The organism is Nocardia sp. NPDC051030 (assembly GCF_040683015.1).
Taxonomy (GTDB): domain Bacteria; phylum Actinomycetota; class Actinomycetes; order Mycobacteriales; family Mycobacteriaceae; genus Nocardia.
In genome coordinates this window covers 358475-371716 of the sequence record NZ_JBFBCD010000011.1, presented here as the reverse complement: position 1 = coordinate 371716, position 13242 = coordinate 358475, and the positions used below count along the sequence as shown (strand labels likewise).

Below are 13242 nucleotides of genomic sequence, written 5' to 3'. Positions count from 1 at the left end.
GTGTGACGGCCACCCGCGCCGCCGTCCGGGCGACGATCCGCGCCGCCCGCGCGGCCCCGAGATGATCACCGACCCCGTCCGCGACACGGCCGGGCCGCCCCTCATTTGCGGTCCGGCCGAACTGGTTTCAGCCCTCGGTGTTCTTGCCGCCCTCGAAGAGGGATTGGCCGAGGTAGCCGCCGGGGGTGGGGACGCCGGGCGGGATGGCGAAGACGGCTGAACCGACCGGTGTGGTCCATTGGTTCAGGGCGTCGAATTCGGCCAATCTCTGTTGTACGGGCAGGAATTGGGCGTCGATATCGCGTTGGTAGGACGCGAACAGGAGGCCGGAGTTCGAGACGTAGCCGGGGGCGGGGGCGTCGTCGTAGTTGTAGCCGCGGCGTAGGAAGCGTTCGCCGTCGTGCTGGTGGTGGGCGCGGGCTATGTGGGAGGACGGGGGGATCAGGGTGATGCCGTACTGGTCCACGGCCTTGAAGTCCGGCTCGTCGAATTCCGAGGTGCCGGTCAGGGGTGCGCCGGTGGAATCGTGGCGGCCCAGGGTGATCGCGCGGCCGTCGGCGTCGAGTTCGTCCCAGGTGTCGAGCTTCATGGCAATGCGGCGCAGCACCATGGAGGTGCCGCCCGCCAGCCAGCCCTGCGCCGACCCGTCGTCCCAGATGAGCCGATCGAAATCGACTGTGCCCGGGGCGATATTGACCGTCCCGTCCACCTGCCCCATGAGATTGCGCATGGTCTGGCCCTTGGACGCATTGCGGAATCCGCGCTGCACCCATCGCACCCGCACCAGCGATTTCACATGCTTGGACAGCACGCGCACCGCATGCGACACCGTGGTCGCCTCCTCCGCGCACACCTGCAACAGCAGATCTGCGCCGGTGTAGGCGGGATCCAGCCTGTCGATGTCGAACGCGGGCAAGGGTTTCAGCCAGGACGGCCGCAGCTCGGTGAGCCCGGCCGCGGTGAACAGCTCCGGGCCGAATCCGACCGTGACCGTCAGGCGGGACGGCCGCGCCGCCAGTTCCGGCTCGGTGTCGGCCAGCGCGGGCTTGCCCTGGGTGATGCGCGCGGCATCATCGGTCCAGATCTTGAGCAGCCCGATAATGTCGTCGCGATCCGCACCCGGCAGCAGGTCGAAGCCGACGAACGCCACCTGCCCCTGCGGGTCGGTGTCGATGCCCGCCTGATGCCGTCCATGGAAGGGCACCGTGTCGAACGCCGGATCCCGGTCATGTTCGCGATGCGTGAGAGTGGCCGCACCCCAGCCGATTCCGGCGGCACCCGCCGCGCCCGCCACGGCGGCACCGCCGCCGAGTAGTCGCCGCCGGTTGAGCCGGGGTTGCGCGCGATCAGCCACCGTGGGCGGGGTTCTCGGTCGCGGGGCCGTAGTTCTCCTTGCCGCCCGCGAAATCGCGCACCTGCGCGGTGATCGTGGTGGTGGAGCCGTCGGCGAAGGTCAGCGTGATGGGTGTTTCCGCGCCGGTGCGCAAGGGCTGCTTCAACCCCATGAACATGAGGTGCTCGGCGCCCGGCTTGAGCGTGGCCTTGCCGTGCGCGGGAATGGTGAGGCCACCCGCCTTGGGACGCATGGTCTTGTCACCGGAGGCATCGGCGACCACCTCGTGAATCTCGACGGTGTTCGAGGCCGGGCTGGTGGCGGCGACCAGCTGCACCGGCTCGTCACCGGAATTCTCCAGGGTGCCGAAGGCGGCGGACATGCCGCTGTCGGCGGCCTTGATCCACTGATCGGTCATGGTGACCGTGTCCGCGCCCTTCTTCGCGGCGGAGGCCGCGCTGGAATCGGTGGAACACGCGACCGGGAAGACGGTGAGAGCGGCAATGGCGGCGGCCGCGCCGAAACGGCGCACAGCACAACGGCCGAGGACAGAAGTAGACACGAAGACTCCGAATCATCGGGGAGGTAGAGGGAAACCCCGGACCGGTGCAGCTGTCGGACATGGCGGATTGCGTACACGGTCAGGCGAATTCCAGCGACAACAGTGCTGTCGCGGGGCGCACGACAGCGCTATGCGCGTCGAATGCTGTGCCTGGCCGGATTCCGTATCGGCCGAATGCCGTGCTCGTCGAATGCTGTGTCAGTTGAACAAGATGACAGCCGAATGATCGAGCTACGCCGGAGCGAGGTGAAGAAGCGGACGCGCTTGCCGAGGTGGCCCGCGGCGGCCGATGCCGGGACTCACCAGCAGTCGCCGCGCCCTCGCTCGATCATCGGCGGAGACGGTGGCTGCGGGAGCGTGCGGCGGAACCGGTGCGAGGCCCAGCGCCAGGATGAACCGCCGCACGCTGGTGACGGCCCGCCGCATTCCGGCCTCGGCGGCCCGGATGAGCATCGCGCCCACCGGTATGGCCACCAGGTGCGCGAGCAGCATGACCGAGGTCGTGGCCGGGTGATGATGCCCCGGCGACATGGACAGCGCGATGTGCCCGATGCTCTGCCCGGCGGCCAGCATGCCCATGGTCCAGAAAAGGCCCGAGCGCGACCGCGCGGAAGCGACCAGCACGCCGGTCAATCCGCAGGCCGCGAACAGCAGCGCCAAGGCGGTCCCATCGGGAAATGCGGTCCCGCCCCCGAGCGCATGCGCGAACACCGCGACCGCGCCCGAGGCCGTGCCGACGGCAGCACCGCGCAGGGACGCGGTGTGATCCGTCGGTGAGCGCACCGAAACATGCTACGACGCTGCGTCGCAGGTCCAGCGCCCAGGTGGTATGACCGGCGTCTCTCGCTCAGCGCGCGCCCAGCAGATGCTCGACCGCGAGCTGATGCAGGCGAACGAACCCGTATCCGCGCTCACCGGCCTTGTCGGCGTCGAACGCGGCCAGGTCCGGATCGGCCAGCAGCTGCTCGTAGCCCTCACCGTGCTCGAGCGTCGGCCTGCGCAGGTCGTCCACACCCGATGCCGAGAGCGCCTGCTGGACTTCGGGATCGGCGCGGAAGGCGCGGGCGCGTTCCTTCAAGAGCAGGTAGGTGCGCATATTGGCGGCGGCCGCCGCCCAGACGCCCTCGATATCCTCGGTGCGGGAGGGTTTGAAGTCGAAGTGCCGCGGCCCGTCGTAGGCGGGTCCACCGTCCGGTCCGCCGCTTTCCAGCAGATCCACCAGGCTGAAGGCATTGAGCAGATCGCCGTGCCCGAAGACGAGGTCCTGGTCGAATTTGATGCCGCGCTGGCCATTGAGGTCGATGTGGAACAGCTTGCCGTGCCACAGCGCCTGCGCGATGCCGTGCGTGACGTTCAACCCCGCCATCTGCTCATGCCCCACCTCCGGATTCACGCCTACGAGGTCCGGATGCGCGAGGGTTCCGATGAAAGCCAGCGCGTGGCCCACGGTCGGGAGCAGGATGTCCCCGCGCGGCTCATTGGGCTTGGGCTCGAGGGCGAATCGCAGATCGTAGCCGCGGTCGCGCACGAATTCGGTGAGCAGATCCAGACTTTCGCGGTAGCGGTCCAGGGCCGCCCGCACATCCTTGGCGCTGTCGTATTCCGAACCCTCGCGCCCGCCCCACAGCACGAAGGTGCGGGCGCCGAGCTCGGCCGCCAATTCCACATTGCGCAGCACCTTGCGCAGCGCGAAGCGGCGGACCGTGCGGTCGTTGCTGGTGAAGCCGCCGTCCTTGAATACGGGATGGGTGAACAGGTTGGTGGTCACCATGGGCACCACCAGCCCGGTGTCGGCGAGTGCTTGCCGCAGCCGATCGATGCGTCGCTGCCGCTCGGCGGCGGACGCGTCGAAGGGAATCAGGTCGTCGTCATGAAAAGTCATGCCGTACGCACCGATTGCGGCCAGCTGGTGCACCGCCTCGACCGCGTCGAGCTCGGGCCGCGTGGCGTCGCCGAAGGGATCGCGGCCCCGCCAGCCGACCGTCCACAAGCCGAAGGAGAACTTGTCCGCAGGAGTCGGAGTGAGCATGGCGACCTCCATGTGGTTCGAAAAGTGAACTCACCATTGCAACATGGCCGCGAGGTCGCTCATGCGCCTTTTCGGAAGTACGCGTCCTGGACCCGCCGATCGGCGCGCAGATGGTCGGCGGTGCCCGAGAGCACCATTGCCCCGGTCTCCAGCACGTAGCCGCGATGCGAGATCGACAGTGCCGCATCGACATCCTGCTCGACCAGCAGCACCGCCGTTCCGGTGGCGGCGATTTCGGGGAGGCGGGCCAGGATTTCATCCACGACCAGTGGCGCGAGCCCGAGGGACAGTTCGTCGATCATGATCAGGCGGGGGCGGCTCATCAATCCTCGTGCGATGGCGCACATTTGCTGTTCGCCGCCGGAGAGGGTGCCCGCGGTCTGCGGAAGTCGTTCCGCCAGACGCGGGAACAGGGTCAGGACCTGGTCCAGGTCGGTGTGCCGGGTCGACCAGCCGCCCACCCGCAGATTGTCGCGGACCGAGAGACCGGCGAAGAGGCGGCGGCCCTCAGGGACATGGACCAGTCCGCGGCGGACCAGTTTCTCGGCGGCGACACCCGCGATCTCGCGGTCCGCGAAGCGAATTCGGCCCGAGGACGGGCGCAGCAGACCGGATATCGCGCGCAGCAGGGTGGTCTTGCCCGCACCGTTCGGTCCGAGGAGGGTGACGATCTCACCCTCGGCGACGGTCAGTGTCACGTCGTGCAGGACCGGTGTGCGGCCGTAACCACACGACAGCGCATCCACCTCCAGCAGTGTGTTCATGATTGCTCCGAGGCTTGAATGGCATTGGGGGCCTGCGCTCGCCGGGCATAGCGGGCTCCCAGATACGCCTCGATCACGCGGTCGTCGCCGAGAACCGTGTGCGGGTCACCGCGGGTGAGCAGTTCACCGTGGTGCAGGACGGCCAGTTCATCGCTGACGGCGGTGATCGCCGCGATCACATGCTCCACGGCGACGACGGTGACGCCCTCGGCGGGCAATTCCCGGATCAGCGCGATCATCTGGTCGATTTCTCCGGCCCGCAGGCCCGCCATCACCTCGTCCAGCAAGAGCAGCCGCGGCTCCGCCACGAGGGCGCGGGCCAGCTCCAGGCGGCGCGCGTCACCGACCGACAATGAGCCGGGGTCGGAGGTCGTGAAGCGGGTCAGTCCGATCCGTTCCAGCATCCGATCGGCGGCCTCGAACGCGGCCCGTCGTCCCCGCCGATTCCGGGAGTACATGGCCGAGATCGCGATGTTCTCCCGGACGGTCATGCCGCGAAAGGGCTTGACGATCTGGAAGGTTCGCCCGACTCCGGCATGCGCGATCCGCCACGGCTTGGCTCCGGTGACGTCCACGCCGTCCACCAGCACCCGGCCCGCCGTCGGGCGCAGATGCCCGGTGACCAGATTGATCAGCGTGCTCTTCCCCGCGCCGTTCGGCCCGATCACGCCGAGCACACTGCCCTCGGCCACACTCAACGACACCTTGTCCAGCGCCGCCAGGGCACCGAAACGCCGTGTCAGGGCGCGTACTTCGAGTACCGGTGCGCTCATAGCCGATACGCCCTGATCGTGTCGAGCAAGGGTATTCGCCGCTGCGCGATCGCATCCCGCGCGAATGTCACCACACCCATCGGGAACAGCAGCACCGCGACCACGATCACCGACCCCAGCACGAAGATGTGCACCGACGGATAGTGATCGCGCAGGTACTCGGACACGAATTGCAGACCGACCGCGCCCAGGACCGGCCCGATCACCGTGCCCGCACCGCCCAGCACCACCATGATGATCATGAGCACGGTGATGTCCACATCGAACAGCCGCTGCGGGAAGATCGTCACCTGCTGGAAGGCGTACGCCGAGCCGACCAGCCCGGTGATCGCTGCCGAAATGACCAGTGCGATCACCTTGCTGACGGTGGTGTTGATCCCGGCTGCGGCGGCCGCGTCCTCGTCCTGGTTGATCGCCCGCAACCCGTAGCCGAACCGGCTGTGCGACACCAGCGCACCGCTCAGCACCGAAACCGCCGCCAAGCCCAGGAACAACAGATAGAACCCGTCATTGCCGAGCCAGGGCGTCCCCCGCCCGGCGATCGTCGGCACGGTGATGCCGCTGCCGCCGCCGGTGAGGCCGCCGAGATTGGTGACGACCTCCCGCATTCCCTCCGCGGTGCCGAGCGTCGCGATGGCGAAGTAGTGCCCGCGCAGGCGCAGCAGCGGGAAGCCGATGAGCGCCGCGAACACCGCACAGCCGAGCGCGGAGACCGGTAGCGCGGCCCAGAAACTCCAGTGCGCCTTGGCCATCAGCACCGCGGTCGTATAGCCGCCGATGCCGAAGAATCCGACCTGCCCGAAACAGGCGTAGCCGGTCAATCCGCCGATAATGTTCCACGCCTGCGCGAGCGCCACGAACATGAGCGCCGAGGTGACCACGCGTTCCTGCCCGGTATAGAGCTGCGACTGCAACCCGAGCATGGCGATCACCGCGACCACACCGACCAGTGTCCAGACCGCCACACGCCGATCGATCACGCGCCCAACCGTTTCGGCGACGGAGGTCATGCCTGGACCCGCGCTTCGTAATACGCCTTGCCCACCAGCCCCGTCGGCCGCACCACCAGCACCAGCACCAGCGCGCCGAAGGCGAACACATTGACCCATGTGCCGCCGACGAAATGCCCGGCCCAGGCCTGCACCACGCCCAGCAGCAGCCCGCCCAGCAGTGCCCCGTACATATTGCCCAGCCCGCCCAGCACGGCGACCACGAAGCTGAGCAGCGTGTAGGTGGGCGCGGCGGGCGGGCTGAAGAATCCGATCATCCCCACCAATGCGCCTGCGGCACCGGCCAATCCGGCCGCCAATCCGGCGGTGAGCGCATAGGTGTGGCGCGCGTTGATGCCCATGAGCCGTGCCGCGGTCCGGTCCATTCCGGTGGCCAGGATCGCGACGCCGGTGCGGGTGTGGCGGGTGAACAGCACCAGGCCCGCGGTGGCCAGCAGCGCCACCCCGAAGGCGATGAGCCGCCCGTACGGCACCTGCACCTCACCCAGGACCAGCGACCGCCCGGCGTACGCGGTGGGGATGGCGCGATAGTCCGCGCTGAACAAAAGCACCATCCCCTGCACGAACACCAGCTGCAACCCGAACGTCAACAGCAGTGTGAGAAAGATCGGGGCATTCACGATCTGATTCACCAGGATCCGTTGCACCGCATAGCCGATGACGAACAGCAGCGCACCCGCGACCGGTGCGCCGAGCAGCGGGTCCAGTCCGAAGGCCGTGTTCAATTCCCAGGCCGTGTAGGCGCCCATGACCACGTAGGACCCGTGGGTGAGGTTGACGACATTCATCACACCCCACACCAGCGAGAATCCGACCGCGATCATGGCGAGCAGCCCGCCCTGTAACAAACCCCAGATCGTCGCCTGGAGGAACCCGCTCACCGCTACCGCCGCGCGGGCCAGGCGAGGGTGCCCTCGGCCTGATCCTTGGGCCAGACCGGGACCACCTTGCCGCCCTGGATCTGGATCACCGACATCGGCTTGACGACGTTCTCGCCGACCTCGTTGAACTTGATCGCGCCGAAGAACGACTGAGTGTCCAAGGCCGCCAGCGCATCCCGGACCTTGTCCGGTGCCGCGGATCCGGCCTTCTGCACTGCCAGCACCATGGCCAGGCAGGCCGCCGACGCCTCGGCATTGTGATACTGCGGGGTCCGGTCGGCGCCGAACTTGGCGCGGAAGGCGGTCACATAGTCCTTGGCCGAACCGAAGATCGGATCACTGCCGCCGATGGCCGAGCTCCATTGGCTCGAGGAGAGCACGTTCTCGGCCTTGTCGCCCAGGGTCTTCACGAAATCCGGGGTCGGGGGAGCGACGGTCTCGCCGAATCCGGAGGCGGGCGTGATGCCGAGTTCGGCGCTCTGCTGAATGATCGCGATGCCCTCTGCCAGATGCACCGAACCGATGATCAGATCCGGCTGCTGTCCCTTGATCGCGGTGAGCGCGGAACTGACATCGGTGGTGCCATTGGGGAATTCCTGGCGCGTGAGCACTTGCCAGCCCAGTTTCCGGGCGGCATCCTCACCGCCGGAGGCGACGGTCTTGGAGAATCCGTCGTCGGCGGAGAGGAATACCACCGACTTCGGTTTCGGATTGGCCAGCTCGTCGATGGCCTGCACGATGGCCGCCGCGTACTTGCTGGCGGGCGAGAGCACCGCGAAGGTTCGCCGGTAGCCGTGGGTGAACAGCGTGTCGTCCGCGCCCGCGGAGTCCACCATCACCTGGGAATTGCGTTCCACCACCGGCATGGACGCGCCGGTCGGTGCCGTGCCATAGGGACCGAGCAGCAGTTTCACGCCGCTGTCATTGAATCGGTCGACGATCTGCCCGGCCGTATCGGGATTGGACGTATCGTCCTGATAGTCGATCTCGAGCTTCAGCTTCCGGTCGCCGACCTGGATGCCGCCCTGCTTGGTGACCTGATCGACGCAGAGGTCGTAGCCCTCCTTGGTGAGCTGTCCCTCGCGCGCGGTCTTGCCCGAAAGTGAGAGCGAAGCACCGAATTTCAGGGTGTCGCCGCTCGTATCGGCAGTGTTCTCCGCGCCTTTGGAGCCGCACCCGGCGGCCACCAGGACGATGACCGCTGAGATCCCGACGGCGCGGGACAGGCCTCGCACACCGCCTCGGAAGCCGTTGATTGTTCCCACTATTGCTATCCCACTTCCGATCCGTGCCGCTGTCGCGACCGGGCACGCCTCCCCGACGTACCCGAGAACGATAGGTTGCCGTCGGCGATCCGTCCCGGTTATCGCGAGGACGGCTCGCACAGCCTTCACTCCGCGGATAACCAGCAGATTGGCAGCGAATAATTTCAGTCGGCCGGACAGCGGTTCCTGTCGGTGGCCGTGCTTACGCTGAATCGACAGACGTTCCAATTGTCCGTCGAGTCAAAAGAGTTGATTTTTCATGACCGTATTCGCTGTTTATGGGGCCACCGGTCACACCGGCCGTCTCGTCACCGCCGATCTGCTCGCCCGCGGGAAGGACGTCCTGGTGTCGGGGCGCGATCCCGATGCCCTCGCGGCGCTGGGAACCGGGCGGATCATGCCCGCCGCGCTGGACGATCCGCATGCCTTGCGTGCCGTGGCCGAGGCCGCCGACGTGCTCATTCACTGTGCCGGGCCGTTCGCCGTCACCGGGTTACCGGTGGCCACGGCGGCGGTCGAGGGCGGGTGTCACTATGTCGATCACGCCGTCGAGGTGCACCATGTGAAGCTGCTCTTCGACACTTTTCAGGAGCGGGCGCAGCACGCCGGAATCGCCATGCTGCCGAGCGTCAGTTTTTATGGCGGGCTCGGTGACCTGCTCGCCGGTGCCGTCGGGCGGGGTTTTCCCGAAATCGACCGGGTGACAGTGGCTTATCACGTCCACAACTGGATGATGACCCACGGCGCGGTCGAGACCGCCCGCCTACTGTTCGCCGATACCGACCGCATCAGTTACGTGGATGGGGAATTGAATTACGGGTTCGTGGAACCGCGGCAGGCGATTTTCGCGTTCCCGCCGCCGGTCGGCCCGCGCCCCATGATCGCGCCGGTGCCGTTCCCGGAAGCGGTCACCGTGCCTCGCCATACCCGCACCAAGGCGGTGGAGGCGCAGCTCACCGCGGCCACGTTCGCGGAGGAGCAGGCCTTCGCCAGCGAGAATGTGGATCCCGCCGAGCGCGCGGCGAGCGAATTCACCATCGCGGCAATGGTGCTCGCCGGTCGCGCCTCGGCGGCCGGTTACCTGACCGGGCGTGACCTATGGTCAGCGGCGGCGCTGGCCTCGGTGGAGGCGGCCGTGCGGCTCGCCGGGGGCGCGGCCAAGGCCGGAGTGGCCAGTCCCGGTGAGGCTTTCGATGCGGTGGAGTTCCTGACCACCCTCGCCGATCGCGGCGCATTCACTCTCGAACTACCGGATCAGGCATGAGGAGCAACACCATGGCACCGATTCTTGTCACCGGCGCGGCCGGGGGGAGTCAGGGCGGCACCGGCCGCCGAGTCGCCGAAACCCTGCTGCGCGCGAGTCTGCCGGTGCGCGCGTTCGTGCACAGTGAGGATGCGCGCGCCGCCGAACTGAAGGATCTCGGGGCGGAGATCGCGCTCGGTGATCTGCGCGAGATCCAGGCCGTGACGCCCGCCCTGCAGGGTGTGCGCCGCGCCTACTTCACCTACCCCGTCAGCGCCGGAATGCTGGACGCCGCAGCGGTTTTCGCCGCGGTCGGCCACCAGGTCGGCCTGGAGCGGGTGGTCGCGGTGTCCCAGCTCGGATCCGACCCGCAGGCGGGCACCCCGCATATGCGCCGCCACTGGGTGGCCGAGCAGGCGCTGGACCGCGCGAATATCGGTGCGGTGCATCTGCGCGCGGCCGTCTTCTTCGAGAACCTACGGGTCGCCATCCGCGACACCGGGGAACTGCGGCTACCGCTCGGTTCTCCCGACACCGTCCTGCCGCTGATCGCCGGGGAAGATGTGGCCGGAGTCGGTGCGGGCGTGCTGCGCACCGAAGGTCCGGTCGATCCCGTGCTCTGGCTCGCGGGAGAGGTCATGACCGTCGCGGAGGCGGCCGAGGTACTCGGCGTTCCCTACATGAACGTCGACCCCGACGAGTGGGCGAGCACGGCGATATCCAAGTACGGCAACGAGGTCGCCGTCGAACATCTCACCCACCTATGGACGATGTTCGCGGCCATCGGATCCGGTCATGAACTGTTCCGGGTCACCGAATCCATCGAGCAGTTCACCGGCCGCCCGCCGATCACCCTGCGTGAGTTCGCCGGTTCCACCGAGTGAGGATCGGGCGGCACTCTCAGCCCTTGACGACCCGGGTGCCGCCCGCGAAGGTGTCGTGCCAGCCTTGTTTGGTCGAGCTGGCACTCACCGTCACGGCAATGCCGATGGCCGCGAAGAACCAGAGTATGCCGCCGATCCACGGGATCAGAGTGAGCAGCATGTAGGCATTGCGCTTGGCCGATTCCACAATGCTGGGCTTGCCCGCCCCGGCGGACCCGACGACATGCAGGCCGAGGAACTTCTTGCCCGGCGTGGACCCGGTGATCACCTCGAAGAACACGAAATACAGGAAGCCGAACGCGGCCCCGGGCAGGACCGAGACCCATCCCGGCACGCCTGCTATGTCCAGTACCCAGAACAGGATTGCGCCGACAATCGCGGCGATGATCCAGTCGATGAACCGCGCCACGGCGCGAGGGCCGATACCCGCGGCCGTCACCCCGATACTCGTTCCCGCAAACTGCCCGTACCCACCCGTGGTCATGGTGCCTCCTTGAATCGAACACGCTCTCACTCCATGGTGCGGTCGACGCGGGCTCGCGCGCATCAGGGGATTCCCTGGCACCGACCCTGAACTGTGCGACCGGCGGCGGGCGACTATCCGACGGGCTGGGCGGCGAAACCGGCCTGCCGCGAACGGTATTCGCGACGCCAGCGGGTGAATCCGAGCAGCACCAGCACGAAGAAGACGCCATAGACCGCGGCCGAGGCGTACAGGCCGGACTTCACGGCCAGCGGAACGCCCACCAGATCCACGAGCATCCAGATGATCCAGAAATCCACCAGCGCCCGGCTCTGCGCGAAGGTCGCGATGGCGCTGCCGACGAAGACATAGGCATTCGCCCACGGCGACCACGCGATATGCAGCCACGACAGGTGCGTGAACAGTTCCGCGACGGCGGCGGTCCCGACGGCGAGCACCACCAGCAGCGTCACCCGTTCGCGAACGGTGGCGGGCCGCACCAGCAGATCCCGATGATCCCGGGTGCCGCGACTCCACGCCAGCCACCCAAAACCTGCCAAGGCAATGAACAGCAGTTGCTTGAGCGCATTACCCGGCACGTCTGCGTGCACCGAAGCCGCCAGCAGCAAGGCCGCACCCGCCAATTGCACCGGCCAGGTCCACAGCGTTTTACGCATGGCCAGCCAGACCACCGCCAGCGACAGCACATTGCCGATCGCATCGGTCCAGAGGATCCGTTCCCCGAGCAGTTCGAACGCCGCGTTCACACCGCAACGCAACCACACCACCGCGACCAGGTATTCCCGGGGCTCAGGGCGTGCGGCCCCAGGACGGGTCGCGGCGGCGCAATTCGCGGTGCGCGATGGTCCGCTTGTGTACCTCGTCGGGGCCATCGGCCAGTCGGAGCGTGCGCACGTGCGCGTACATGCTCGCCAGTGGGAAGTCGTCGGACACTCCGCCACCGCCGTGCACCTGGATGGCCCGGTCGATCACCTTCAGCGCGACCTGCGGTGCCGCGACCTTGATGGCGGCGATCTCGGTGCGCGCGTTCTTGTTTCCGACGGTATCCATGAGATAGGCGGTCTTGAGGGTGAGCAGCCTTGCCATTTCGATCTCGATGCGCGACTCGGCGATCCAGTCCTGGATATTCGCCCGATCGGCCACCGGCGCACCGAAGGTCGTGCGGGATTGCGCGCGGTCGATCATCAGATCCAGGGCGCGCTCGGCCATGCCGATGGCGCGCATGCAGTGATGGATGCGGCCGGGGCCCAACCGGGCCTGGCTGATCATGAACCCGTCACCCTCACCGGCCAGCAGCGCGGTGCGCGGCACCCGGACATTGTCGAATACGACCTCGGCGTGGCCTTCGCGGTCCTGATAGCCGAATACCGGCAGGCCGCGCACCACGGTGACGCCGGGGGTGTCGATCGGGACCACCATCATGCTCTGCTGGCGGTGTACCGGCGCGTCGAGGTCGGTCTTGCCCATGACGATGAGCACGCGGCAATTCTTGTGCAGCGCATTGGATGTCCACCATTTGTGCCCATTGAGCACGTAGTCGTCGCCGTCGCGGTCCATGCGCAGCTGGATATTGGTGGCGTCGGAACTGGCGACCTCGGGCTCGGTCATGGCGAAGGCCGAGCGGATCTCCCCGGCGAGCAATGGCTGCAACCACTCCCGCTGGTGTTCCTCGGTGCCGAACAGTGTCAGCACCTCCATATTGCCGGTGTCGGGGGCACTGCAATTGGTGGCTTCCGGTGCCAGATGTGGACTGCGGCCCATGATTTCGGCCAGCGGTGCGTACTCCGAATTGGTCAGGCCCGCACCGTATTCCGGATGCGGATGGAACAGATTCCACAGGCCGCGCTTTCTGGCCTCGGTCTTGAGCTCCTCCAGGATCGGCGGATGGCAATGCGGGTCACCGGATTCGGTCATCTGCGCCGCGAAGATCGGCTCGGCGGGATAGACGTGCTCCTCCATGAAGGCGAGCAGGGTGTCGCGGTGGCGGCGAGCCTGGTCCGAGAGCTCGAACATG

The 13242-nt window shown here is 67.3% G+C and carries 14 protein-coding genes; 2 read left to right on the top strand and 12 right to left on the bottom strand.

Annotation, left to right across the window (positions count from 1 at the left end; all coding sequences use genetic code 11):
- Positions 1-127 precede the first annotated feature (127 nt).
- The 9 genes from AB0N05_RS34105 to AB0N05_RS34065 all read right to left on the bottom strand — a co-directional run bounded on the left by AB0N05_RS34105 (position 128) and on the right by AB0N05_RS34065 (position 8617).
- On the bottom strand, positions 128-1354 hold the full coding sequence (locus AB0N05_RS34105) for a Dyp-type peroxidase (RefSeq protein WP_364701662.1): 1227 nt from the start codon (positions 1352-1354) through the stop codon (positions 128-130).
- Complete coding sequence (locus tag AB0N05_RS34100) at positions 1347-1895, bottom strand: copper chaperone PCu(A)C (protein WP_364701658.1); 549 nt, start codon at positions 1893-1895, stop codon at positions 1347-1349. The genes AB0N05_RS34105 and AB0N05_RS34100 overlap by 8 nt, the downstream gene beginning before the upstream one ends.
- Positions 1896-2126: 231 nt before the next feature.
- Complete coding sequence (locus AB0N05_RS34095) at positions 2127-2678, bottom strand: hypothetical protein (RefSeq protein ID WP_364701655.1); 552 nt, start codon at positions 2676-2678, stop codon at positions 2127-2129.
- A gap of 64 nt (positions 2679-2742) precedes the next feature.
- A complete protein-coding gene (xylA, locus tag AB0N05_RS34090; RefSeq protein ID WP_364701652.1) occupies positions 2743-3924 on the bottom strand; it encodes a xylose isomerase in 1182 nt (393 codons plus the stop codon).
- 59 nt (positions 3925-3983) lie between these two features.
- Positions 3984-4679 carry an ABC transporter ATP-binding protein gene (locus AB0N05_RS34085; RefSeq protein ID WP_364701716.1) on the bottom strand — a complete coding sequence of 232 codons (696 nt, stop codon included), beginning with the start codon at positions 4677-4679 and terminating at the stop codon, positions 3984-3986.
- A gap of 5 nt (positions 4680-4684) precedes the next feature.
- The gene (locus AB0N05_RS34080; RefSeq protein ID WP_364701649.1) at positions 4685-5461 is read right to left on the bottom strand and encodes an ABC transporter ATP-binding protein; all 777 of its coding nucleotides are present in this window, start codon (positions 5459-5461) and stop codon (positions 4685-4687) included.
- On the bottom strand, positions 5458-6441 hold the full coding sequence (locus tag AB0N05_RS34075) for a branched-chain amino acid ABC transporter permease (RefSeq protein WP_364701646.1): 984 nt from the start codon (positions 6439-6441) through the stop codon (positions 5458-5460). Before AB0N05_RS34075 ends, AB0N05_RS34080 begins: the two co-directional genes overlap by 4 nt.
- Positions 6442-6467: 26 nt before the next feature.
- Positions 6468-7352, bottom strand: a complete 885-nt coding sequence (locus AB0N05_RS34070; RefSeq protein WP_364701643.1) for a branched-chain amino acid ABC transporter permease — start codon at positions 7350-7352, stop codon at positions 6468-6470.
- A gap of 2 nt (positions 7353-7354) precedes the next feature.
- The gene (locus AB0N05_RS34065) at positions 7355-8617 is read right to left on the bottom strand and encodes an amino acid ABC transporter substrate-binding protein (protein ID WP_364701640.1); all 1263 of its coding nucleotides are present in this window, start codon (positions 8615-8617) and stop codon (positions 7355-7357) included.
- Between the two features lie 259 nt (positions 8618-8876).
- Between AB0N05_RS34065 and AB0N05_RS34060 the strand changes: the two genes are divergently transcribed.
- The gene (locus AB0N05_RS34060) at positions 8877-9881 is read left to right on the top strand and encodes a saccharopine dehydrogenase NADP-binding domain-containing protein (protein ID WP_364701637.1); all 1005 of its coding nucleotides are present in this window, start codon (positions 8877-8879) and stop codon (positions 9879-9881) included.
- 11 nt (positions 9882-9892) lie between these two features.
- Positions 9893-10744: an NAD(P)H-binding protein gene (locus AB0N05_RS34055; protein ID WP_364701634.1), complete on the top strand. Its 852-nt coding sequence runs from the start codon at positions 9893-9895 to the stop codon at positions 10742-10744.
- Positions 10745-10760: 16 nt separating this feature from the next.
- On the opposite strand, the gene AB0N05_RS34050 is transcribed toward AB0N05_RS34055, so the two are convergent.
- The 3 genes from AB0N05_RS34050 to AB0N05_RS34040 all read right to left on the bottom strand — a co-directional run bounded on the left by AB0N05_RS34050 (position 10761) and on the right by AB0N05_RS34040 (position 13241).
- Complete coding sequence (locus tag AB0N05_RS34050; RefSeq protein ID WP_364701631.1) at positions 10761-11228, bottom strand: RDD family protein; 468 nt, start codon at positions 11226-11228, stop codon at positions 10761-10763.
- Positions 11229-11341: 113 nt separating this feature from the next.
- Positions 11342-11974 (bottom strand): nicotinamide riboside transporter PnuC, encoded by a 633-nt coding sequence (pnuC, locus tag AB0N05_RS34045; protein ID WP_364701628.1) that lies wholly within the window; start codon positions 11972-11974, stop codon positions 11342-11344.
- Between the two features lie 43 nt (positions 11975-12017).
- Complete coding sequence (locus AB0N05_RS34040) at positions 12018-13241, bottom strand: acyl-CoA dehydrogenase family protein (RefSeq protein WP_364701625.1); 1224 nt, start codon at positions 13239-13241, stop codon at positions 12018-12020.
- Position 13242 lies beyond the last annotated feature (1 nt).